Origin of the sequence: Allobosea sp. BE125, assembly GCF_031456075.1 — a bacterium.
In the GTDB taxonomy this organism is placed as follows: Bacteria; Pseudomonadota; Alphaproteobacteria; order Rhizobiales; family Beijerinckiaceae; genus Allobosea.
On sequence record NZ_JAVDTY010000007.1, the window covers coordinates 156,112 to 178,453 of the forward strand.

Consider the following 22,342-nt stretch of genomic DNA (forward strand, 5'->3'; position numbering starts at 1 on the left):
TGACCCACGACCTGCCATGACCCACGACCTGAAGGAAGCGCCCGTGACGCGCCATTTCCTCGACATCTCCGATTTCTCGACCAAGGAATTGCGCGCCATCCTGCGCGCCGGCGAAGAGATCAAGGCGCGCCGGCGCACCCCTGATGCAGCCGGAGATCGCCTGCTCGAAGGCAAGGTCATCGCGATGATCTTCGAGCAGCCCTCCCTGCGCACCCGCGTCTCCTTCGATGTCGGCATCCGCGAACTCGGCGGCTCGCCGATGATGGTGACCGGCCAGGAGATCGAACTCGGCGAGCGCGAGACCATCGCCGACACCGCCCGCGTGCTCTCGCGCTATGTCGACGCGATCATGATCCGCATGCTCGACCATGACGCCGTGGTCGAAATGTCGAAATACGCTACCGTGCCGGTGATCAACGGGCTGACCAAGCGCCAGCATCCCTGCCAGGTCATGGCCGACGTCATGACCTTCGAGGAGCGCAAGGGCCCGATCAAGGGCAAGCGCATCGCCTGGACCGGCGACACCAACAATGTCCTGACCTCCTGGGTCCATGCCGCCGGCCGGCTCGACTTCGAGCTGGCCATCGCCACGCCCGAGGAATTGGCGCCGCCACCGGCACTGCTCGACTGGGCTCGCGACCAGGGCGCCAGGGTGAAGCTGACGACGCGGCCGGAAGCGGCGGTCGAGGGCGCCGATTGCGTCATCACCGATTGCTGGGTCTCGATGGGCGACGAGGAAGGCACGCGCCACAATCTGCTGCGGCCCTACCAGGTCGATGACCGCCTGCTCGACCGCGCCGAGAAGGATGCGATCTTCATGCATTGCCTGCCGGCGAGCCGCGGCGAGGAGGTCACCGATTCCGTGATGGACGGGCCGCAATCGGCTGTGTTCGACGAGGCTGAGAACCGCCTGCACGCGCAGAAGGGCATCCTGGCCTGGTGCTTCGGCGGAGTCTCCGCCTGATGGCGGCTGAGGATCTGGGGGCAGGCGTCGCCGTGCTCGACGACCGGGTGGTGCCGTTCACCGTGCCCGACCTCGACGTGCGCGGCCGCGTCGTGCGGCTCGGCCCCTCGATCGACACCATTCTCGGCCGGCACGATTATCCCGAGCCGGTTTCGCGCGTGCTCGGCGAGGCCGCGGCGCTGACCGTGCTGCTCGGGACGGCGTTGAAATTCGAGGGCCGCTTCCAGCTCCAGACCAAGAGCGACGGGCCGATCTCGATGATGGTCGTCGATTTCAACGCGCCCGACACCTATCGCGCCGTCGCGCATATCGACGAGGCCAAGCTGGAGCAGGCCGTGGCCTCGGGCAGTCTGAGCACCGGCGACCTGCTCGGCGAAGGCCATCTCGCCATGACGGTCGACCAGGGCTCGCAGACCACGCGCTATCAGGGCGTCGTCACGCTGAACCGGCAGAGCCTGGAAGAGGCGGCGCATCAGTATTTCCGCCAGTCGGAGCAGATTCCCAGCCGCATCCGGCTCGGCGTCGGCAGCGTCGTCACCGGCGCGGGCCGGGAATGGCGCGCCGGCGGATTGCTCGTGCAGTTCATGCCGCATTCGCCCGATCGGCTGCGCGCGGCCGACCTGCATCCCGGCGATGCGCCTGAAGGCCATGAGATCCTGACCAACACCGACCCGGATGGCATCAGCGACGATTCCTGGGCCGAGGCGCGCTCGCTGGTCGAGACGGTCGAGGACCATGAATTGCTCGACCCGATGCTGGAGAGCGAGCGCCTGCTCTACCGGCTGTTCCATGAGCGCGGTGCGCGCGTCTTCGAGCCGGTCGCGGTGCAGGAGGCCTGCCGCTGCTCACGCGAGCGCGTGCTCGGCATGCTGCGCGGCTTTTCAGCCGAGGACCGCAAAGCGATGGTGGCCGATGACGGCACGCTCGGCGTGACCTGCGAATTCTGCTCGCGGCGCTATACCTTTGAGGCGTCGGAAGTCGAGGCAGGGCCGCCGGCGGCGGAGTAAGCGCTGGAACCGCGACGGAGAACCCCTCTCCTGCATCGAAGTCGGGTCTACCCGACTTCGACACTCTGAGTGCTGAACTCGGGCAGGCCCGAGTTCAGTGAGAGGGGCAGGGGTGAGGTGTCGGCCCCTGGACCAGTTACGTGGAAACCTCACAGCGAAGCAGCGGTGAGGGCACTGCTACAGCGTCAAACGGCCTACCCCTCACCCTGCCCTCTCCCACCAATCTCGGGCTTGCCCGAGATTGGCAGCTAGAGTGGCCCAAGTCGGAAACATCCGACTTGGGGTGGAGAGGGTTCCCCGCGCCTCTGCTTCAGACGGACGACCCCGTCAGATCCGGCATTCCGCCAGCAGCCTGCGCATGAAAGCCTCGCCGGCGGCGAACTGCTCCAGCGTGATGAACTCGTCGGGCTGATGGGCCTGGTCGATCGAACCAGGGCCGCAGACGATGGTGGGCAGGCCGGCGCGCTGGAAATGGCCGGCCTCGGTGGCATAGGCGACCGCGATGGTGCTGTTGCGGCCGGCGAGCCGCATCACCAGCGTCTCGGCTTCCGATCCCGGATCGGGCGCGAGGCCGGGCACGTCCGAGCTCATCACCGTCTCGATCGTCGCCGAGGGCGCGGTCTTGCGCATCCGGACGAGAACCTCGTCCGAGAGGGTCTTGAAGCGCGCCGGAGCCTCCTCCGGATCCGAGCCCGGCAAGGTGCGCACCTCCCAGGACAGGTCGCAGCGATCGGCCAGGATGTTGCGGGCGATGCCGCCATGGAATTTTCCGACATGGACGGTGTCGTAGGGCGGGTCGAAGCGTCCGCTCGGGTCGAGCCTGCCTTCCCGCTCATCGGCCATCGCCACCAGCCCGGCCGCCAGACGCGTGCCGGCATGGACGGCGCTGGCGCCCAGATGCGGTTTCGACGAATGCGCCGCAACACCGGTGACCGTGGTGAAGAAGGTGCGGATGCCCTTATGCGCGTCGGCGAGGTCGAGCGAGGTCGGCTCGCCGACGATGACGGCGCGCGGCCGCGGCAGGTCCTTACCCATCCGCGCGATGCCGTCGACGACGCCAAGGCACGTGACCTCCTCGTCATAGGAGAAGAACAGATGGATCGGCGTCTTGAGATCGGCGGCGAGGAAATCCGGCACCAGCGCCAGCGCCAGCGCAATGAAGCCCTTCATGTCGACGGCGCCGCGGCCATAGGCCCGGCCGCCCTCGACATGCAGCGTGAACGGATCGCGGCTCCAAGCCTGGCCCTCGACCGGTACGACGTCGGTATGGCCCGAGAGCAGGACGCCGCCGCGATCCTGCGGGCCGATGGTGGCGAAGAGCGCCGCCTTGTCCCCGGTCGCATTGGGGATGCGTATGGAGGCAACGCCCCAGCCGGCGAGGTAGTCCTCGACGAAGGCGATCAGATCGAGATTGGATTTATGGCTGACCGTATCGAAGGCGACGAGGCGGGCGAGCATGTCGAGCGGCGCGTAGCGTTGCCCGGTCGGCTGGGGGGAAGCAGTCAATGCAGAACCTTCTTCACATAGGGCGAATCGAGCGGAAAGAGCGGCACGACCACATCGAAGATCGCGCCGTCCTCGCCGAGCATGGCATAAAAGCCGCTCATCGAGCCGTCCGGCGTCATCAAGGGGCAGCCGGAGGTATAGCTGAAGCTCTCGCCCGGCCGCAGCACCGGCTGCTGGCCGATGACGCCGTCGCCGCGCACCTCATGAACCTCGCCACGGCCATCGGTGATGAACCAGTGCCGGGTCATCAATTGCACGGTCTGAAGCGACAGATTCACGATCTCGATGGAATAGGCCCAGAAATAGCGGCGCTGCTCATGCGAGGATTCCCCCTCCATGAATTTCGGCGCGGCGGTCACGCGCACGCCATGCGTCTCCGCTTGATACATCGTGACGGCTCCCTCGATGGCGCGGGCGCCGCGCGGCCCGATCGTGGCCGGCGGGCGAGGCCGAGGCTTCTGTTATGAACCGGGCAACGGCGGCGTCAATCCTGACGTGGCCGAACAGGCAAGCGCAAGCCCGGATGCTCGCCCAAGGAGCGGTTCACAGCACCGGCAGCCAGGCCGGGCGATACCGATCCAAGACCCGGCTGGCGCGTTCAAGCGCCGATTTGCCGCGTCGAGACGCCCAAACAGCCAAGACACCCAAACAGCACTGTGGATGGCCGCGCCGAAAACGCGGAATACGCCGCGTTTTCACTGTAAGCTTCAGCCAAGCCCTTCATCGGACATCTGAGTATGAATTACGGAATTTGGCCTTCGCAGACAATTCGCTCGGCGATCGCGGACGGGACCATACGCGCGAGTTCGCCGATCCATGAGGATCTGATCCAGCCTGCGAGCCTCGATCTGCGCCTCGGCGCCACCGCGTTCAGGGTCCCGACCAGCTTCCTGCCGGGCAAGGGCAAAGCGGTTTCGGAGAGGCTCAAGGATCTCGCGACGCATGAGGTCGACCTGTCCAAGCCGCAGGTGCTCGAGCGCAATTGCGTCCACATCATCCCGCTGCAGGAGCGCGTCTCGCTGGGGGCGGATACGAGCGCCCGTGCCAATCCCAAGAGCTCGTCAGGCCGCCTCGACATCTTCGTCCGGTTGATCGCCGATGGCGGCACGTCCTTCGACGAGATCCCGGCGGGCTATGACGGGCCGCTCTATGCGGAGGTCGTGCCGCGCTCGTTTCCGATCATCGCGCGCGCCGGCGACACGCTGAGCCAGTTGCGCTTCCGCCACCACGCCGCCGACGCAGCGCAGCCTGCGAACCGGTCGATCTCCGTCTCCATCGACCTGGAGGGCGCCGCGGCCGACGGGGTCATCGCCTACCGGGCCCGCAAGACCACCGGCCTGATCGACCTGCAAAAGGTCGGAGAATACGATCGGAACGATTTCTGGGAGCCGATCAAATGCCGCCCGGGCCGGCGCGAGCTCGTCCTGGTCCCGGACGAATTCTACATCATGGCCTCGCTCGAAGACATCGTCATCAATGAAAACGAGGCGGCCGAGATGGTCGCCTACGACACGGCGGTCGGAGAGGTACGGGTGCATTATGCCGGCTTCCTGGACCCGTTCTTCGGCCGGGTCACCGATTCCTCCGGCAAGAGCAAGATCGTCCTCGAGATCCGGAGCCACGACGTTCCGTTCATGCTCGACCATGGCCAGAGGGTCGGCACGATCGTCTTCGAGAACATGATCGAGCGCCCCGACAAGCTCTATGGGCAGTCGATCAAGTCGAACTATCAGGGCCAGGGGCTGAAGCTCGCGAAGCAGTTCTTCTAAAGCCGGATGATTTCCGATGGGATCACGCAGCGATCCCATCGGAAATCTGAATGCGTCTCTTATCTAAGCGTGAGAGCAGTTCCTCCACGCGCACCAGCTTCCGCTTCGCTCGAAGCCGCTTCCATCGGACGCCCGCTGATATTTCCCGTGGGCAGAGCTGCCCACGAAGGAACGGGCAATCGCCTCACAGAAACCCGATCGAGATCCACGGGATGAAGGTGATCAGCAGCAGGCCCAGGAAGAGCCAGGCCAGGTAGATCCAGATGCGGCGCATGCCGGCGTCGGGTGGCACGTCGCCGATGATGCAGGCGGCGTAGTAGCAAAGCCCGAAGGGCGGCGCGAACAGCCCCAGCCCCATCGCGAGGATGACGACCATGCTGTAATGCACCTCGTGGATGCCGAACTGCTTGGCGATGGGGAACAGCAGCGGCCCGAACAGGACGATCGCCGGAATGCCTTCCAGCACGCTGCCGAGCACGATGAAGGCGATCACCGAGATCAGCAGGAAGCCATTGGCGCCGCCCGGCACGCCGGCCATGCGGGCCGCGAGCTCATGCGAGAAGCCCGACTGGGCAAGCGCCCAGGCCATGGCGCTGGCGGCGCCGACGATGAACAGGATCGCGCCCGAAAGCGAGGCCGTCTGCACCAGCATCGGCAAGGCGTTCCGCCAGACCAAGCCGCCGCGATAGATCAGGAGGCCGAGCACGAGGCTGTAGGCGATGCCGATGGTCGAGACCTCCGTGGCGGTCGCGACGCCCTCGACCACGGCGCTGCGGATCAGGAAGGGCAGGATCAGCGCCGGGATCGCGATCCAGAGCGTCTTGGCCACGAGCGACATCGGCGCCCGCTCGATCTTGACGCTGGCATCCTCCTCTTTTCCGGCGCGATAGCGCGCCACCAGCGCCAGCACGAAGGCGAGCACCAGGGCCGGCAGGATGCCCGCCGTGAACAGCGCCGCGATCGAGACGCCGGTGACCGAGGCGATCGCGATCAGCACGATCGAGGGCGGGATGGTCTCGCTCATCGCGCCGGAGGCGGCAAGCAGCGAGACGAGCTCGCCATCCTTCATGCCGCGCTTGCGCATCTCCGGAAACAGCACCGGGGCGATCGCCGCCATGTCTGCGGTCTTCGAGCCCGAAATGCCCGAGACCAGCAGCATCGCTCCCAGCATGACATAGGACATGCCGCCCCGGACATGGCCGAGCACCGAGGCGAGAAACGCGACCATGACGCGCGCCATGCCGGTCGCCTCGACCAGTTGCCCGAGCAAGACGAACAGCGGCACCGCGAGCAGGATCAGCGAGCTCATGCCCTCGTCGATGCGCCCGACCACGACCAGCAGCGGCGTCCGCGTCGTGATCAGCAGGAAGGCCGCCGTCGCCAGGCAGAAGGAAAAGGCGATCGGCACGCCCGCCATGACGGCAAGCCCGAGCAGCCCGACGAAGAAGATCAGCAGGTTCCAGTTGCCGAGCCCCTTCAGCGAGGGGCCGATGAGATAAAGCGCTCCGGCGATCAGCGCATACAGCGCCGCGACCGAGAGCACATCGCGCCATGAATGCCGCGCCAGGCTCAGGAGCACGCTGACCAGCGCGATCAGGCAGCCCACTGGAATGGCGGCGGCGCGGATGGTGCCGGGCCAGCCGAGCGCAGGCGTCTCAACGAAGGACTGATCCTCCATATACTCCCAGGTCGGATGCAGGATCAGGGCAAGGAAGATCGCCACGCCCCCGGCGGCGAGCGTCGCCGCCCAGGCCTCGGCGCGCGGCGAGAGGAACGAGACAAAGAAGGTCAATCGCATATGCGAGGCGCGTTGGACGGCGATGGCGCTGCCCAGCATGGCGAGCCAGAGGAACAGGATCGAGGCCAATTCGTCCGACCAGATCAGCGGCTGGTGGAAGGTGCGGGCGAGAATGCCGAGGAACAGGATCACCACCTCGGCGACGACGACCGCCGCGGCAGGGATTTCGACGAGCAGCCGCAAGCCGCGCTCGATCCTCCCGATCAACCCGGAGCCGCGCCCCGGGTTGAGTGCGACCATGCCGGGATCGCCGATTGCCGCGCTCATGCCAGCGCCCCGACCACGGCCTCGAGCGCCTTCCAGTTGTCCTCGCCGAACTTGCCGCGCCACTCCTTGTAGAAGCCAGCCGCGCTGAGGCCCTTGCGGAACGCCTCCTTGTCGGCCGTCTCGAAGGTCAGGCCCTTGGCAATGAGCTGGTCCTTCAGCGTGGTGTTGAGCTTGGTCGTGTCGTCGCGTTGCTCCAGCGCGGCGCGGTCGAGTTCGCGCTTGACGATCGCCTTCAGATCATCGGGCAGGGCGTTCACCGAGCGCCGATTGCCGAGGATGAAGAACGGATCCCAGATGTGGTTGGTCTCGGAAACGTATTTCTGGACCTCGTAGATCTTGCCGGCCTCGATGGTGACGAGCCCGTTTTCCTGACCATCGACGAGGCGGGTCTGCAGCGCCGTGTAGAGTTCGTTGAAGTTGATCGAGGTCGGGCTGGCGCCGAGGGATTTGAACAGCGACGTGAAGATCGGCGAGACCGGCACGCGGATGCGATAGCCGGCGAGGTCTGCCGGCGTCCTGATCGGCTTGGCCGAGGAGGTGATCTGCCGGAAGGTGTTGTCGGCCGGTTTGGCGACGACGAGCGCGCCGGTCTTCTCGATCTGCGTGGCGATCAGTTTGCCGAGATCGCCATCCATCGCCTTCCAGACCTGGCCGTAATCGGCGAAGGCGAAGCCGACATTGGCGATGCCCGCCAGCGGCGCGACGGTGGAGAGCACCGAGCCTGCGATGTTGAGGAAATCGACGCCGCCGCTCCTGATCTGCGTCAGCAGATCGGTGTCGGAACCGAGCTGCGAGGCGGGGAAGAAGCGGATCTCCATCCGGCCGCCGCTCGCCTCCTTGATGCGCAGCGCCGCCTCGCCGAGCCGGGTGTTGATCGGCTGCGTCAGGGATTGTCCGGTCGCGAGCTTGTATTCGAATTCGGCGGCGCGCGCCGGCCGGGTGCGGATGGCGACCAGCGGGATGGCGACCGCACCAGCAAGGAGGCTGCGCCGGGACAGCGTCGCGGATGGCGACGATGCGGGCGTGGATGAAGGCTTCTGATGATCTGGCATGGACGGTCCTCCTGAATTTTGTCTCCAACGTCGCTGATGCGCGTCGGTATTCTGTTCGAGTCTGGCTGCGCCTGGCCTGAAAGCCGCGTCCCGACTGAGCGCCGGTCGCGCCAGGCGGCGCGCATGGCGGCGCCGGCATCATCCCGCGGCGGGATATGCGCGGGTTTGGCTATGGCGGGGGCTGTTGGAGCGGTCCTCTTCCTTGGGCGGTCCGACCTTTGGCCGGTATCCAGCGTTCCTGACGCCTCTCTGAATGGAGGCTTTCCCTTCTGGCGCCGACCTTGCGGCCGTCTCCAGCAGCGTCAGCCTAGATTGCTGGCCACCGCGCACAATTGAGTTATATTTCGCGTCCTTTTAGCTGGCCTTAAAGGTTCGCGATGCAGATCCCGTTCCGCTCGATCATCGTCTTCCATGCGGTGGCGCGCGCCGGCAGCGTCTCGCGCGCCGCTGAGGAACTGCGCGTCACGCCGTCTGCCGTCAGCCAGCAGATCCAGGCGCTGGAGCTGCATCTGGGAACGGCGCTGACCCTGAAGGTCGGCCGTAACATCACGCTGACCGAAGCCGGCGAGCGCTATTTCCAGATGGTCGGGCGCGAGATCGAGCATATCGCCGATGTGACGCAGCATGTGCGCGGCATCCGCTCGGCCACGACCCTGACGGTGCGGGCCGCGCCCAGCGTCTCCAGCAAATGGCTCCTGCCGCGCCTCCACAGCTTCGTCGACGCCAATCCGGATATCGAATTGCGGCTCGACGGCACCAATGAGCCGACCGATTTCAGCAAGGAGAACGTCGATATCGAGATCAGGCACGGCGAAGGCGTCTGGCCCGGCCTGTTCATCGAGGGGCTCGGCAAGGAGCGCTTCTTTCCGCTCTGCTCGCCCTCGCTGCTGGCGCCAGCCAGCCTCAACGCCGCGGATCTGCCCGAGCAGCGCCTGATCCACTCCGTCAAATCGCAGATGCAATGGCCGCGCTGGTTTGCCGAGGCCGGCGTCGAGCCGGAGCGGCGCTGGCATCGCGTCCTCTTCGACCGCAGCCATATGGCGATCGATGCAGCCGCCAGCGGCATGGGCATCGCGCTCGAAAGCGAATTGCTCGCCTGGCGCGAGCTTGCCGACGGCTCCCTGATCCGCCCGGTCCGCGATGCCCCCGAGGTCATGGTCGCGACGCAATGGATCGTCTGCCCGCACAACCATCTCCGGCACCGCAAGACCCGCACCTTCCTCGACTGGCTCCGGGCCGAGCGGGATCGTTCGCAGCTGCAGCACACGGAGGCCGCGACAGTTTAGCCGTTCTACATCGTTGGCGCAGATAATCTGAATTGCCCCGATGCCGGCCGCTCCCTAACCTTCTGATCGAAGCAAGGCGGGGCAGATTGGCCTCCAGTCGCGACAACCCGCCGCTCGACAGGGAAACGCAATGACCAAAGAGGATGTCGCCCCAAGCCTGGCGACGGCCCTGGCGGCTGTCTGCGCCTCTCCCGGCCGAGCCTTCGCGACGCTTTTCCCGAAGACCGCTCTCCATCCGCCTTTGAGCCCGGCGCGGTTGAATCCGCTTTCCTAGAGGACACGTCATGAATCTGCATCGCATGCTGCTGGAGCGCCAGGCCGCGGGTAAGCCGGTCACCGTCGGACTGATCGGAGCGGGCAAGTTCGGCCTGATGTTCCTGTCGCAGGCCCGCTCGACCGACGGCATGCATCTCGTTGGCGTTGCCGATCTGAACACCGCCCGCGCCCGCTCGCAGCTCAAGCTCGGCTGCTGGCCCGAGCAGCAATATGCCGCGACCTCTGTCGACGACGCGCTCAAGAACGGCAGCACGATCGTGACCGACAATGCCGAGGCACTGATCACGCATCCCGGCGTCGAGGTGATCATCGAGGCGACGGGCGATCCCGGCGCGGGCATCCGCTTCGCGCTCAAGGCGATCGAGCACGGCAAGCACATCATCATGGTCAATGTCGAGGCCGACGCTGTCGCCGGGCCGCTCCTGGCGCGCAAGGCGAAGCAGGCCGGCGTGGTCTATTCGCTCGCCTGGGGTGACCAGCCGGCCCTGATCGCCGATCATGTCGACTGGGCCCGCGCCGCCGGGTTCAAGGTGGTCTCCGCCGGCAAGGGCACCCGCTACCACCCGACCTATCACCAGTCGACGCCTGAGACGGTCTGGGACATCCTCGACAAATACATGAAGATCAAGGATCGCAACTCGATCAATCCGAAGATGTTCAACTCCTTCGTCGACGGCACCAAGTCGGGCATCGAGATGACGGCGGTCTGCAACGCCACGGGGCTGCATTCACAGGCCGACGGCCTGTCCTTCCCGCCGGCGACGCGCTTCGAGCATGCCGAGATCTGCAAGCCCAAGGCGGATGGCGGCGTATTGGAGCGCAAAGGCGTCACCGAGGTCACCTCCTCGGTCTATCGCGACGGCAGCGACGTACCGCACTCGCTGGTCATGGGCACCTATGTCGTCTTCGAGAGCGACAGCGCCTATAGCGAGGAGTGCTTCCGCGAATACAGCATGCTGCCCGACAAGACCGGCAAATACGCCTCGCTCTATCGCCCGATCCATATGATCGGCCTGGAGCTCGGCATTTCGGTCGCCTCAGCCGCGCTGCGCAAGGAATCGACGGGCGCTCCGATCTGCTTCAACTCCGACGTCGTCGCCACCGCCAAGCGCAAGCTCGCGCCCGGCGAGATGCTCGATGGCGAAGGCGGCTTCTGCGTCTGGGGCAAGCAGACCCCGGCCGACGCCTCGCTGAAGGAGGGCTATCTGCCGCTGGGCCTGGCTCACAACGTCAAGCTGAAGACCGAGATCGCCGAGGGCCAGCGGATCAAATGGGACGATGTCGTCTACGATCCCGATAGCCAGGCGGTCCGCGTCCGCCGCGAGATGGAGGCGGCTTTCCGCCAGCCCAACGCCGTGTGACGGCCAGAGCACGATACGAAAGTAGGAACCGGCTTTTCGCATCGTGCTCTAGTGCGGTTTTCGACCTGACTGAACCGTCATTGCGAGCGCAGCGAAGCAATCCAGGAGCGGCAGAGCTCTACGTCCTCCTGGATTGCTTCGTCGCTTCGCTTCTCGCAATGACGGGTCCGTGTTTCGCTCAAGCCGAAAACGGCCCTACCGGAGAGTGCAGCGGGCGCTAACCCTGCACAACGCCGGGCCCTGTCGAGAGACAGGGCCCGGTCTGCATGTGATCAGCGGCCGTGGTCGAACGCCTCGTCGATGATCTCGCAGCCCATGCGCACCAGGGCCTCGTCCGCATAGGCCGAGCGGTCCCATGTGCCCTCCGCGATGCTTTCGCGCGTCTTGAGCTCCTTGGCGAGCTTGCCCTTGGCGCGTTCGAGGATGGCCTGCGCCTCACGCGGCGGAACGATCAGGACGCCGTCACCGTCGCCGAGCACGATATCGCCGGGATTGACGACGACACCGCCACAGGAGATCGGCACGTTGATCTCGCCCGGCCCGTTGCGATGCGGGCCGCGAGGGGTGGCGCCGCGCGCATAGACGGGAAAATCCAGCTCGCGGATGGCGTCGACATCGCGCATCGCGCCATCGATCACGAGGCCGGCGAGGCCGCGCTTGCGCGCCCAGAGCACCATGTTCTCGCCGGCGAGCGCCGTCGTCAGATCGCCGCCATCCTCGACGATCACGACATCCCCCGGCGCGGCCATGTCGAGCGCCTTGTGGACCAGGAGGTTGCAGCCCGGCCGGGCCCGCACCGTGAAGGCACAGCCCGCCATCAGCGCCCGGTTCCACGGCCGGATCGCGGCATCCAGACAGAACAGCCGGTTCATCTCGTCGGCGATATTGGCGACCGGGATCACGGCCAGTGCTCGGACCAGGCCCGGATCGGGGCGATTGATCCTTCGGAAAATCCGGAAGCCGACATTGCTCATGGCGTGTACGTGTCCAGTTTCGACGGGGTATGAAGCGAAACGGCTGAGATCTCAGCCGAAACCATAAAGTTCTGCGGGATTGTCGACGAGGATGCGCGTCCGCACCACCTCCGCGCCGGACCAGCCGTCGAGGAGATCGAGCAGGACGGCATCATCCGGTTTGTGCCCGGCAGGCTCGGTGACATGCGGCCAGTCGCTGCCCCAGACCAGTCGTTCGGGCGCGAGATCAATGAAGGCGCGCGCAATCGCGCTGGCGTCAGGGTAATCCGGCGCGCCGGCTTGCGTATTGAGATAGGCGCCGGCGAGCTTGACCCAGGCCCGGCCGGCCGCGAGCAGGTCGCCGATCACCGCGAAGGCTGCGTGCTCCGGTCCCAGTGACGGCGGCAGCCTGCCCATATGGTCGAAGACGATCGGGCATGGCAGGCGCTTGAGCAGGGCCGCATGCGCGACGATCTGGTCGCCCATCATGTGAAGCTGCGCGTGCCAGCCGAGATCGGCGATGCGCCGGGCCAAGGGCTCGATCATCTCGATGGTCGTGACGGTGTCGGCCGGGTTCCAGACGCTGAAGCGCAGACCGCGCACGCCGCCTGCGTCGAGCCGCTTCAGTTCGTCATCGCTGGCGCCAGGATCGAGCACGCCGATGCCGCGACCGGCCCCATCGAAGCGGTGCAAGGCGTCGAGCAGGCAAGCATGGTCCTTGCGATGGAACTTGGACTGCACGACCACCGCCCGCTGCGTGCCCAGACGCGCCTGCAGCAGCCGGTAGTCGTCAAACGTCATGCCGGACGGCTTCGCCGCATCCGGGCTCGGAAAGCGCGGATCCAGGATATGGCAATGCGCGTCGCAAGCACCCGCCGGCACGGCGGAGCGAGGCGCCGCCATGCCAGCAGAGTTGGGGACCGGACCATCATCCGCCATCGGCGGCTCCTTCGCGCGAGGCTCTGAACTCTTGGAATCGATCACGTCGCATTCGGACGGTTCCGTCCGAATGCGACGTGATTTGGGGCCTTCAATCGATCTTGATGTTGCGGGATTTGACGGTGGCGGCCGTGCGGCCGATCTCGTCATCCAGGAAGCGCGCGAAGGCGTCGGGTTTGTTGCCGACCGGCTCGAGTCCGAGCTTTTCGAGCTTCGCCTTGATCTCCGGATTGGCCACCGCGGCGACGATTTCGCGCGAGAGCCGCTCGACGATGGCGGGCGACGTGCCCTTCGGCGCGAACAGCCCGTTCCATTCCTGTGTCTCGAAATCCTTGAGGCCGCTTTCAATCAGCGTGGGAACCTCGGGCAGCAATGGCGAGCGCTTCGGGGAGCCGATGGCGAGCGCCTGCACGGAACCCGAGGTGACCTGGCCGAGCGTGGAAGCCGTATTGCCGAAATAGAGCGAGACGCGGTCGCCGATGATGTCGTTGAGCGCCGGCGCGCCGCCGCGATAGGGCACATGCACGATGTTGAGGCCGGCAGCGTGGTTCAGCGCCTCGCCGGCCAGATGGGACGCCGAGCCCGCGCCGGCCGAGGCGTAGCTCGCCTTTTCCGGGTTCTTGCGGGCGTAGTCGAGCAGCTCCGCGACCGTCTTGTAGGGCGCCTTGGGGCTGGCGACGAGGATATTGGGTGCGATCACGACGAGCGAGACCGGAATGAAATCCGCCTTGGGGTCGAAGGGCAATTTGCGCAGGGTCGGATTGGCGGCGAAGGCCGAGGCATCGAAGAGCAGCGTGTAACCGTCGGCCTGGGCCTTGGCGACGAAATCGGCGCCGATCACGCCGCCGCCGCCCGGACGGTTCTCGATCACGATCTGCTGGCCGAGCGTCTGGCTCATCTGCTGGCCGACGATGCGGGCGGTGCTGTCCGCGCCGCCACCGGCCGCATAGGGCACGACCATCTTGATCGGCCGGTCCGGGTATTGCGCGAGCGTCGGCAACGGCGACAACGCAAACAGTACCGCGGCGATACGGAGCAGCGTCTGGCTCATTTATGGATGTCCTTCCTGGATCTGCATGGTCTGGCACTATCGATGAGGCTGGGATCAGCCGCCGTGGAGCACACCGGCCTGCGCCAGCTCCGCCACGGCGTCCTCGGTCAGGCCGAGCCCGGCCAGGATCTCGCGGTTGTGCTCGCCCAGGCGTGGCGCCCGAGTACGGATCGAGCCCGGCGTGTCGGTCAGGCGCGGCACGACATGGTGCATCGGCAGCTGGCCCATCTCCGCATCGGGGTAGTCGGCAATCAGCTCGCGCGCGATCACATGCGGATCGGCCATGATCTGCGGCGTATCGTAGATCGGCCCGATCGTGACCTCGGCCTTCTCGAAGAAGGCGACGTTCTCGGCCTGGCTTCGCTGCGCAATGAAGGCGCCGATGATGGCGTCCAGCTCCTCGACATGGCGCAATCTGTCGGCGTTGGTGCGGAAGCGCGGGTCCTCGATCAAGTCCGGCCGGCCGATCGCGCGGAAGAGCCGTTCGGTCATCTTCTGGATCGAGCCGGACAGGCTGACATAGGCGCCGTCGCTGCAGCGATAGGCGTTGCGCGGGGCGGAGTTGGTCGAGCGGCTGCCGGTGCGCGGCTTGACCTTGCCGGTCAGGCGGTAATTCGCGGCTTGCGGGCTCAGGATCGCGAAAAGCGGGTCCAGCAGCGGCAGATCGACGACCTGGCCCTTGCCGCCATTGATCTCGACCTCGCGCAACGCGATCATCGCCGCCGAGACGCCATAGAGCCCGGCGATGCCGTCAGCAAGATACATCGGCGGCAGCACGGGCTCACGATCGCCGAAGCCGTTGATCGCGGCGAAGCCCGAGGCGCCCTCGATGACCGTGCCGAAGCCGGGGCGCTGCGCATAAGGCCCGTCCTGCCCCCAACCGGAGATGCGGATGATGACGAGGCTGGGATTGATCGCGAGCAGCGCTTGCGGCGAGAGCCCCATCTTCTCCAGCACGCCGGGCCGGAAGCTCTCGATCAGGATCTGGGCGCTCGGGACGAGGTCGCGGATCAGCGCGCAGGCGCGCGGGTCGCGCAGGTTGAGGCACAGGCTCTTCTTGTTTCGCGCATAGACCTTCCAATGTGTCTCGATGCCTTCGGTCTTCCAGGCACGCAGCGTGTCGCCCTCGGGCGGCTCGACCTTGATCACCTCGGCGCCGAAATCGCCGAGCACCTGGGTCAGCACATTGCCGGCGAAGAGACGCGACAGATCGAGGATGCGGATGCCGTCGAGGCTGCCTTTCGCGGCCGGCTCGTAATCGCGGCGATGAAGTTCGCTCATGTCTCAGATGTCCGGATTGGTCTGCGCGCGCTCGGCCGCATCGGCCAAGGCGACGATGGCGCGGGCGCGGATCAGAAAGGGCGCGTCGATCATCTGGCCATCGACCAGATAGGCGCCGACGCCCTTGGCTTGCGCGTCCTCGGCTGCCGCCAGGATCGTCCGGGCGCGGGCGATTTCGGTGGCCGTGGGCATGAAGGCCTCATTGGCGATCGCGATCTGGCTGGGATGGATGCAGCTCTTGCCGGCGAAGCCATGGCGCCGGGCCGCCGCGCACTCCATGCGATATCCGTCGGGGTCATTGACCCCGCCGAAGGCGCCGTCATAGGCCGCAACGCCCGCTTCGGCGGCGGCGAGGCGGACGGCAACGCGGATATGCGCCAACGCCGCCTCGTCGCGCCGGTCGATCCCGGTCGGTTCGAGCAGGTCGGCATAGCCGATCTGAAGCCCGGCGACACGGGGATGGGCGGTTGCGAGCTCGGCCGCCCGGCGCAAGGCCTTCGGCGTCTCGATATTGACCAGCAGTCCGGTGGGTTGGGCACGACCAGCCGCGGTATCGAGCGTGTCGAGCAGCTGAGCAGCCTGCCGCACCGTCTCGGCATCCTCGACCATCGGCAGGTTGACGAGGTGCACGCTGGGCATGACCACCGCCGCCATATCCGCCTGGAAATGCCGGGTGCCCAGCGCATTGACGCGCACGACGACGGTCTTGCCGCGCGCAGCTTCGGGAGCGCGCAGGAACGCCGCGAGCTGGGCCCGGGCCTCGTCCTTGCGCTCCTCGGCGACGGCGTCCTCCAGATCGAAGGACAGCGAATCCGCCGCTGACGCAGCCGCCTTGGCGAAGAGCTCCGGCCGCGAGCCGGGGACGAAGAGCTTGCTGCGCATCAGCATGGCGATGATCCCTTGTTCAAAGCGGGTCCCTTGTTCAAAGCGCCTCGGGGCCGTTCTGGAAGATCATGATCGCCTCCGGCGGGATGCGGACCAGCACCTCGGGTGAGCTCACCGCCCGGCTGGTCTGGACACGCAGCCGGAAGCCTTGCCCCGCCATCTCGTGCTCATGGACCGAGCCGAGATAGGAGCTGTGCGTGATCCGCGCGCCCAACACATTCGCGCCGGGAGCATCGGTCAGTTCGATGCGCTCGGGCCTGATGGCCAGGACGAGCTTGCCGCTGACCGCCTCGGGGCAGGAACTGGCGACGAGCTGCGTGCCGTCGCCGAGGCGCAATTGCGCCTGCCCGGCGGAGCGGCCGACAAGCTCCGCCTCGATGAAGTTCGCCGAGCCGATGAAGTCGGCGACGAAGGCATTGGCCGGGCGCTCATAGATATCGGTCGGCGTGCCCAGTTGCTGGATCTTGCCCATGCTCATCACCGCGATGCGGTCGGACACTGCGAGCGCCTCAGACTGGTCGTGAGTGACGTAGATCGTCGTGACGTTGAGGCGCTCCTGCAATTCGCGCAGCCAGATTCGGGCCCGCTCGCGCAATTTGGCGTCGAGATTGGACAAGGGCTCGTCCAGCAGCAGCAGGCGCGGCCGGTAGACCAAAGCGCGCGCCAGCGCGACGCGCTGCTGCTGGCCGCCGGAAAGCTCGAAAGGGTAACGCTCGGCGTATTTGCCCATCTCGACGAGATCGAGCGCCTCCTTGATCCGGCTGTCGCGCTCAGCGCGCCCGACCTTGCGCAGCTCCAGCGGGAAGGAGAGGTTCTGCGCCACCGTCTTGTGCGGCCAGAGCGCATAGCTCTGGAAGACGAGGCCGATATTGCGCGCCTCCGGCGGCACGGCGATGCCCTTGGCGCCGTCGAAGAAGACCTTGTCGCCGATACGGATCGTGCCGGAGGTCGCTTCATTCAGGCCCGAGATCGCAAACAATGTCGTCGATTTGCCGCAGCCGGAGGGGCCGAGCAGCGTCAGGAACTCGCCCGAGGGGACCGTGAGCGAGATGTCGTCGACGGCATTGACGTCGCCATAGGCGATGGTGAGACGGTCGAGAACGAGATCAGCCATAGATTTTGGCTCCCAGGACGCGGCGTGCGACGAGCACGAAGATGGCGGTGATGACGACCTGGATGGTCGCGAGAGCCGAGACGGGGCCGTTATCGCCCTGGGCCCAGAGCTGCAGCATCGTCGTGCCGATGATCTCGGAGCCGGGCTGGAACAGGAAGACGGCCGTCACATACTCCTTGAAGAAGTGGATGAAGAGCAGCGCGAAGGTCGAGAACAGCGCCGGCTTGAGCAGCGGTGCGATGATACGCGTCACCGTCGTCCACCAGTCGGCGCCGGAGATGCGCGCGCCGCGGTCGAGCTCGTCGCCGATCTGGGCCAGCGCCGGCGCGATCGTGCCGAAGCCCACCGGGATGTAGCGCACCATGAAGGCCAGGATCAGGATCCAGATCGTGCCGCGGATCGCATCGAGCCCCGGCACCCAGATCACCGCGTAGAAGAATCCAAGGCCGGCGATGATGCCGGGCAGCGAGCGCGGGAACAGCGCGATGTATTCCAGCGGGCGCGCGCCCTTGAACTCGGAGCGGCGCGAGACCAGCGTGATGATCGCGACCAGAACGGTGCCGATGACGCCGCCGATCAGCGAGATCAGCACCGAATTGCCGATCGAGCGCATATAGTTCGGCGTCTGCAGGATCAGGTCGAAATTCTTCGTCGTCAGCAGCGTCCAGAACGGCACGAGCGGGGTCAGGAAGCTGACGCTCGCACGCATCAGCGTGCCCGCGAAGACGAGGACGATGGTGAAGAAGACATAGGCGAACACCGCGGCGAAGACGATCCAGCGCCAGCGGCCGAGATCGAGGAGAGCGGGCCGGCTCGCCTTGCCGCGCACGGTGACGAAGCGGTTGCTGCCGACCATGAGGCGGCCCTGGAGCCAGACCAGGAAGGCGACGATCGCCAGCAGGATGAGCGCAGCGGCGCCGACGATGCCGTAATCGGGCTGGACGGCGGCGTTGATGCCCTTGTCATAGAGGAAGCTGGTGATGGTCTCGATCTTGTTGGGGGCGCCGAACAGGAGCGGGATCGAGAGCATTTCGATCGCGACGACGAAGTTCAGCACGGTCGAATAGATCAGGGCCGGGCGCATCATCGGCACGGTCACACTCCACAGCGCCCGGAACGGACCGGCGCCGACCGAACGCGCCGCCGCCTCGAGCTGCGCATCCGCCTTGCTGACGGCGCCCAGGCACATGAGATAGGCGAGCGGTGCCTGCGACAGCCCGGCGACGACGCCCATGCCGGAGAGGGAATAGAGATCCCACGGCGTCACGCCGGTCCAGCTCCGTACCGCCAGCGTGACGTAGCCCGAGGGGCCGTACATGGTGAGCCAGCCGAAGGCGATGACGAGATGGCTGACGAAGAGCGGCCAGACCAGGACCTCGCCGAGCCAGCCTCGGCCCGGCAGGTTGGTGCGCCCGATCACGACTGCAGCCAGCGCCCCGAAGACCTGGGCGAAGATGGTCGAGAGAACCGCGAAGATCACCGTGTTGAGCGCGATCTCGCCGATGCCGGCTTCAGTGACCAGGCGGCCGAAATTCGCCGCGGTCAGCGCAGCCGAGGCGTCATAGAGCGGCTTGTTCAGAAAGGCCTGCATCGCGATCGGCGCGATCGGCCCGATGACGAGCAGCGTCGTCAGCGCGGCGACGCTCCAGAAGATCAGGCGCGAACGGTCGAAGCCCGTTCGCTCGAGGGCGGCATCCATGATGAGGCGAACCTTGTGATCGGCGGATCTTGGGATCGAGGGTGGCCGCAGCCGCCGGGGCTGCTGCGGCGTGCGGACGGCCTCAGCGGCCTTGCATGGCGGCGTTCCATTTCTCGACGAAGGGTTTCGCCTGCTCGATCAGCGCCTTGTCGAAGCCGACGACGATCATGTTCTTCTCGCCGACCTTCTCGGCGATGCCCTGATAGGTGTAGCGGACCTCGCTTTCCGCCACGTCCTCGCGATAGGGCACGAGACCGCCCTTGCCGAGCAGGGTCTGGCCCTTGTTGCTGAGCAGGAAATCGAGAAACAGCTTGGCGGAATTGATGTTGGCCGCCTGCTTGGGAATGCCCATGCCGCGCAGCATCACCGGCGTGCCGTCATCGGGGAAGGCGAAGCCGAGGATCTTGCCGCCCGGCTCGTCGAGGCGCGGGAAGATGGTGATGCCGGAGACCGCGATGCCGACGACATATTCGCCGGCCGCGATCTTCTCGTTCATCGGCCCGCCCGAGACCTCGCCGCGGATCATCGGCCCGATCGCGCGCAAGGCCGTCCAGCCGGCATCGCCCTTCTCGTGCAAGGTCTGCCACCAGGCCGCGAGGCCGAAGGAGTTGCGCGCCGCGTCATAGGTGGTGATCCGGCCCTTATAGGTTCCGGGATCGGCGGCGGCCATCTTGGCGAGCGAGGTAAGGCCGGTCGGCCGCTGGCCCTCCTTCAGAAGCGCCGTGTTGTAGGTCAGCACCAGCGGGTCGGACGAGGCCACGAACACGCCGGGATAGGGCTTGCCGAAGGCTGGCACCTTCTCGGCCTCGGGACTCCTGTAGTCGAGCATGCGCCCGTCCAGGCCATAGGCGGCCCAGCGGTCATTGGCGCCGGAGATCAGCAGATCGGCCGTGCGCGCGCCGCTGCCGGCCTCGGCCTCCCAGCGCGAATGCACGGTGCCGGAGCCAAGATCGAGCGTCTCGACCTTGATCCAGGGATAGCTCTGGCGGAAGCCGTCCAGCACCGGCTTCCAGTTGTTGTTCGCCATGTTGGAATAGATGACGAGCCCGTTCTCCTTGCGCGACGCCTCGATCGTCGCGCCGTAATCGGCGGGATAATAGCTCGGCGTGGCAGGCGCCTGCGCCGAGCCGATGCCGGGCGCGGCCACCAGCGCGGCGGCAGCGAGCAAACTAGTCAGAAGGCCCTTGATCACGGTCGTTTCTCCCTGGGTTTTTCGCAAAGAACGCCGAGCGCTTCGCAAGCTCGTGGCTTGCCTGCGCGGCGGCGGCGATGGTCAGCGCCTTCAGGCGCTCTTGGTCTTGCGCGATCCGCTCACGCGGTCCCGAGATGTTGAGGGCGGCGACGACCCTGCCGTCCTGCGACAGGATCGGCGCCGCGATTCCGGCTGCGCCTTCGACGACGCCCTTGAGATTGACGAAGGCGCCGTCGCGCCTGGTGGCTTCGACATGCGCCCTCACGGCTACTGCCGTCGCCTCATCGAGCCCGGCGAGATAGGCCTCGCGCTCAGCCTGGCTCATTCCGGTCAAAAGGACGATGCCGCTGGCGACTTCGTGCAGGGTGCGCGCATGCGAGATATCCCGGTCGTAGCGGATCTCGCGCAGGGGCAGGAGCTTGTTGAGGTAACGGACCTTGCCTTCGGTCAGGATGGCGATGAAACCCGACTCGCGGGCCGCATTGACGGCCTCGCGCAGGACGGGCTCGACGACCCGCAGGATCGTGCCCCAGCCCTGCTGCCCGGCAGAAGGCTCGCCCGGCAGGCGGATGAGCACATAAAGCCCGTCGGGCTGCCGCAGCACATAGCCGGCCGAAACCAGCGAGCGCAGCAGCAGCAGCGCGCTGCTCTTGGGCACCGCCATCGCCTGCGTGATCTCGGCAAGCGTCGCCGGCTCGTAGCGGCGCGCCAGCCATTCGATGAATTCGAGGATGCGCTCAGCGCCTCGCCCACTCATCCGTCGCCTCATCCCATCGTTCAGTATTTTGAACGCGTTTTATTTTATGAATGAGCCATAGCGCCTGGGCGCCTGGGCTGTCAAACCGCAGGGCTGAGCACAGGGCCGCCTCGGCGCGAGCCCGCAGCGAGATCGACCGAGGTGATGATTGTGTTCGTGGGTGGATTGAGAGCATCGCCCTCTACGAGCGATGCCTGACGGCGGCCTTCGGCTTCGCCTCAGCTCAGGGTCAGCAGATCCGGCGTCTTCGCCTCGACAAGCCCGGACCAGTCGGCGCCGATCCGAGCGCTGACCTCGGATGCGAGCGCTTCGGGACGGCCGCGGCTCTCTGCCCCCTCCTCGATCCAATAGGCGATCAGCTTGCTGCGGCTGTCCTGGAATACGGGCATCTTGCGGGCCCGCTGGCGGATCGCACGGATGGCCGTCTGCTCGCCCGATCCCCAGAGATAGCCGCAGCCCTCCGGCAGGGGAATCTGCTGGAAAACCTCCGCCAGCCTGCTGGCGCGCAGGCCGTTGCCGGAGCCATGCAGCCAGGTCACCAGGGCCCGGGGATGAGGCGGCAGAGCCTGCTCATGCGCCTCATCCGCGACTTCGATGACGACGCGGCTGGCGATAGCGTCGGGCGTCTCCTCGATGAGCCGCGCCAGGGCCGGCAAGCCGGTCGCGTCGGCCAGCAGCACTTGCCAGCGGACATCCGGAGGCGGCTGATACAGGCCGCGCGGACTATTGATGACGATGCGGTGCCCGGGCGGAGCAGCCTGCGCCCATTCGCTGGCCAGACCGCCCTCATGCACGACGAAATCGATGTCGAGCTCGCGCGCAGCCGCATCGAACCGGCGCACGGTGTAGGTGGAGTAGCGGACCGGCGGCTTGCCTTCCGGATAGGTCCAGCGCCCCTCGCCATCGATGATGGGGAGCACCGTTTCGCCCGTCGCCTCGTCGGGGAAGAACAGGCGGACATATTCGTCCCCGATCCCGGTGGAGCGAAATGCAGCGAGGCCCTCTCCCGCGAATGTCAGCCGCACCATGCCCGGCGTCAGGAGCTGGCGCCGCGCGACTGCTACTTCGTGAAACATCTGCTGCGTCATCGATCGTTCCAAGCCTGCCGGCGGCAAGGACGTATCTGCCCTTGGATCGCCAGGGCCTGTCTCTTAAGTCGTCGTGCGCGGGTTGAAAACCATCAGG

General features: G+C 66.4%; 19 protein-coding genes. 5 read left to right on the top strand and 14 right to left on the bottom strand.

Features of this window, described 5'->3' with window-relative positions; all coding sequences use genetic code 11:
* Positions 1-16: 16 nt before the first annotated feature.
* Complete coding sequence (argF, locus tag J2Y55_RS17080; RefSeq protein WP_310155742.1) at positions 17-964, top strand: ornithine carbamoyltransferase; 948 nt, start codon at positions 17-19, stop codon at positions 962-964.
* A complete protein-coding gene (locus J2Y55_RS17085; protein WP_310155744.1) occupies positions 964-1,971 on the top strand; it encodes an Hsp33 family molecular chaperone in 1,008 nt (335 codons plus the stop codon). The genes argF and J2Y55_RS17085 overlap by 1 nt, the downstream gene beginning before the upstream one ends.
* 327 nt (positions 1,972-2,298) lie before the next feature.
* Here the strand turns inward: J2Y55_RS17085 and argE are convergent, their stop codons facing one another.
* Positions 2,299-3,429, bottom strand: coding sequence for an acetylornithine deacetylase (gene argE, locus J2Y55_RS17090; protein ID WP_310156300.1), 1,131 nt, complete (start codon positions 3,427-3,429; stop codon positions 2,299-2,301).
* A gap of 44 nt (positions 3,430-3,473) precedes the next feature.
* The gene (gene apaG / locus J2Y55_RS17095; protein ID WP_310155749.1) at positions 3,474-3,866 is read right to left on the bottom strand and encodes a Co2+/Mg2+ efflux protein ApaG; all 393 of its coding nucleotides are present in this window, start codon (positions 3,864-3,866) and stop codon (positions 3,474-3,476) included.
* A 348-nt stretch (positions 3,867-4,214) separates the two neighbouring features.
* On the opposite strand from apaG, the gene J2Y55_RS17100 reads away from it, so the two are divergent.
* Positions 4,215-5,246 (top strand): 2'-deoxycytidine 5'-triphosphate deaminase, encoded by a 1,032-nt coding sequence (locus J2Y55_RS17100; RefSeq protein WP_310155751.1) that lies wholly within the window; start codon positions 4,215-4,217, stop codon positions 5,244-5,246.
* Between the two features lie 184 nt (positions 5,247-5,430).
* On the opposite strand, the gene J2Y55_RS17105 is transcribed toward J2Y55_RS17100, so the two are convergent.
* Both J2Y55_RS17105 and J2Y55_RS17110 read right to left on the bottom strand, forming a co-directional pair.
* The gene (locus J2Y55_RS17105; protein ID WP_404978957.1) at positions 5,431-7,311 is read right to left on the bottom strand and encodes a TRAP transporter large permease; all 1,881 of its coding nucleotides are present in this window, start codon (positions 7,309-7,311) and stop codon (positions 5,431-5,433) included.
* On the bottom strand, positions 7,308-8,363 hold the full coding sequence (locus J2Y55_RS17110) for a TRAP transporter substrate-binding protein (RefSeq protein ID WP_310155756.1): 1,056 nt from the start codon (positions 8,361-8,363) through the stop codon (positions 7,308-7,310). Before J2Y55_RS17110 ends, J2Y55_RS17105 begins: the two co-directional genes overlap by 4 nt.
* Before the next feature lie 377 nt (positions 8,364-8,740).
* Here J2Y55_RS17110 and J2Y55_RS17115 point away from each other — a divergent pair, with 377 nt between their 5' ends.
* Both J2Y55_RS17115 and J2Y55_RS17120 read left to right on the top strand, forming a co-directional pair.
* Complete coding sequence (locus J2Y55_RS17115; RefSeq protein WP_310155758.1) at positions 8,741-9,649, top strand: LysR substrate-binding domain-containing protein; 909 nt, start codon at positions 8,741-8,743, stop codon at positions 9,647-9,649.
* Between the two features lie 284 nt (positions 9,650-9,933).
* Positions 9,934-11,286, top strand: a complete 1,353-nt coding sequence (locus J2Y55_RS17120) for an NAD(P)H-dependent oxidoreductase (protein ID WP_310155761.1) — start codon at positions 9,934-9,936, stop codon at positions 11,284-11,286.
* A gap of 272 nt (positions 11,287-11,558) precedes the next feature.
* Here J2Y55_RS17120 and J2Y55_RS17125 read toward each other — a convergent pair whose 3' ends face one another.
* From J2Y55_RS17125 to J2Y55_RS17170, 10 genes are all read right to left on the bottom strand, one after another.
* A complete protein-coding gene (locus tag J2Y55_RS17125) occupies positions 11,559-12,260 on the bottom strand; it encodes an RraA family protein (protein WP_310155764.1) in 702 nt (233 codons plus the stop codon).
* A gap of 51 nt (positions 12,261-12,311) precedes the next feature.
* Positions 12,312-13,178 carry an amidohydrolase family protein gene (locus J2Y55_RS17130; protein ID WP_310155767.1) on the bottom strand — a complete coding sequence of 289 codons (867 nt, stop codon included), beginning with the start codon at positions 13,176-13,178 and terminating at the stop codon, positions 12,312-12,314.
* A gap of 91 nt (positions 13,179-13,269) precedes the next feature.
* A complete protein-coding gene (locus J2Y55_RS17135; RefSeq protein ID WP_310155770.1) occupies positions 13,270-14,229 on the bottom strand; it encodes a Bug family tripartite tricarboxylate transporter substrate binding protein in 960 nt (319 codons plus the stop codon).
* Positions 14,230-14,283: 54 nt separating this feature from the next.
* Positions 14,284-15,510: a CaiB/BaiF CoA transferase family protein gene (locus tag J2Y55_RS17140; RefSeq protein WP_310155773.1), complete on the bottom strand. Its 1,227-nt coding sequence runs from the start codon at positions 15,508-15,510 to the stop codon at positions 14,284-14,286.
* Positions 15,511-15,513: 3 nt separating this feature from the next.
* Positions 15,514-16,398 (bottom strand): HpcH/HpaI aldolase/citrate lyase family protein, encoded by an 885-nt coding sequence (locus J2Y55_RS17145; RefSeq protein ID WP_310155779.1) that lies wholly within the window; start codon positions 16,396-16,398, stop codon positions 15,514-15,516.
* A gap of 34 nt (positions 16,399-16,432) precedes the next feature.
* The gene (locus J2Y55_RS17150; RefSeq protein ID WP_310155783.1) at positions 16,433-17,509 is read right to left on the bottom strand and encodes an ABC transporter ATP-binding protein; all 1,077 of its coding nucleotides are present in this window, start codon (positions 17,507-17,509) and stop codon (positions 16,433-16,435) included.
* Positions 17,502-19,208: an ABC transporter permease gene (locus J2Y55_RS17155; RefSeq protein ID WP_310155788.1), complete on the bottom strand. Its 1,707-nt coding sequence runs from the start codon at positions 19,206-19,208 to the stop codon at positions 17,502-17,504. Before J2Y55_RS17155 ends, J2Y55_RS17150 begins: the two co-directional genes overlap by 8 nt.
* 82 nt (positions 19,209-19,290) lie before the next feature.
* Positions 19,291-20,400, bottom strand: a complete 1,110-nt coding sequence (locus tag J2Y55_RS17160) for an ABC transporter substrate-binding protein (protein ID WP_310155791.1) — start codon at positions 20,398-20,400, stop codon at positions 19,291-19,293.
* A complete protein-coding gene (locus J2Y55_RS17165; RefSeq protein ID WP_310155795.1) occupies positions 20,378-21,157 on the bottom strand; it encodes an IclR family transcriptional regulator domain-containing protein in 780 nt (259 codons plus the stop codon). The genes J2Y55_RS17160 and J2Y55_RS17165 overlap by 23 nt, the downstream gene beginning before the upstream one ends.
* 218 nt (positions 21,158-21,375) lie before the next feature.
* On the bottom strand, positions 21,376-22,245 hold the full coding sequence (locus tag J2Y55_RS17170) for a siderophore-interacting protein (protein WP_310155797.1): 870 nt from the start codon (positions 22,243-22,245) through the stop codon (positions 21,376-21,378).
* Positions 22,246-22,342 lie beyond the last annotated feature (97 nt).

Excerpts from the sequence above, each read along its gene's own strand:
- J2Y55_RS17100 (WP_310155751.1), top strand. The coding sequence starts at position 4,215 with ATGAATTACGGAATTTGGCCTTCGCAGACAATTCGCTCGGCGATCGCG.
- J2Y55_RS17110 (WP_310155756.1), bottom strand. The coding sequence starts at position 8,363 with ATGCCAGATCATCAGAAGCCTTCATCCACGCCCGCATCGTCGCCATCC.
- argE (WP_310156300.1), bottom strand. The coding sequence starts at position 3,429 with ATGCTCGCCCGCCTCGTCGCCTTCGATACGGTCAGCCATAAATCCAAT.
- J2Y55_RS17145 (WP_310155779.1), bottom strand. The coding sequence starts at position 16,398 with ATGCTGATGCGCAGCAAGCTCTTCGTCCCCGGCTCGCGGCCGGAGCTC.
- apaG (WP_310155749.1), bottom strand. The coding sequence starts at position 3,866 with ATGTATCAAGCGGAGACGCATGGCGTGCGCGTGACCGCCGCGCCGAAA.
- J2Y55_RS17135 (WP_310155770.1), bottom strand. The coding sequence starts at position 14,229 with ATGAGCCAGACGCTGCTCCGTATCGCCGCGGTACTGTTTGCGTTGTCG.
- J2Y55_RS17115 (WP_310155758.1), top strand. The coding sequence starts at position 8,741 with ATGCAGATCCCGTTCCGCTCGATCATCGTCTTCCATGCGGTGGCGCGC.
- J2Y55_RS17125 (WP_310155764.1), bottom strand. The coding sequence starts at position 12,260 with ATGAGCAATGTCGGCTTCCGGATTTTCCGAAGGATCAATCGCCCCGAT.
- J2Y55_RS17150 (WP_310155783.1), bottom strand. The coding sequence starts at position 17,509 with ATGGCTGATCTCGTTCTCGACCGTCTCACCATCGCCTATGGCGACGTC.
- J2Y55_RS17165 (WP_310155795.1), bottom strand. The coding sequence starts at position 21,157 with ATGAGTGGGCGAGGCGCTGAGCGCATCCTCGAATTCATCGAATGGCTG.
- J2Y55_RS17155 (WP_310155788.1), bottom strand. The coding sequence starts at position 19,208 with ATGGATGCCGCCCTCGAGCGAACGGGCTTCGACCGTTCGCGCCTGATC.
- J2Y55_RS17140 (WP_310155773.1), bottom strand. The coding sequence starts at position 15,510 with ATGAGCGAACTTCATCGCCGCGATTACGAGCCGGCCGCGAAAGGCAGC.
- argF (WP_310155742.1), top strand. The coding sequence starts at position 17 with ATGACCCACGACCTGAAGGAAGCGCCCGTGACGCGCCATTTCCTCGAC.
- J2Y55_RS17085 (WP_310155744.1), top strand. The coding sequence starts at position 964 with ATGGCGGCTGAGGATCTGGGGGCAGGCGTCGCCGTGCTCGACGACCGG.
- J2Y55_RS17170 (WP_310155797.1), bottom strand. The coding sequence starts at position 22,245 with ATGACGCAGCAGATGTTTCACGAAGTAGCAGTCGCGCGGCGCCAGCTC.
- J2Y55_RS17120 (WP_310155761.1), top strand. The coding sequence starts at position 9,934 with ATGAATCTGCATCGCATGCTGCTGGAGCGCCAGGCCGCGGGTAAGCCG.
- J2Y55_RS17130 (WP_310155767.1), bottom strand. The coding sequence starts at position 13,178 with ATGGCGGATGATGGTCCGGTCCCCAACTCTGCTGGCATGGCGGCGCCT.
- J2Y55_RS17105 (WP_404978957.1), bottom strand. The coding sequence starts at position 7,311 with ATGAGCGCGGCAATCGGCGATCCCGGCATGGTCGCACTCAACCCGGGG.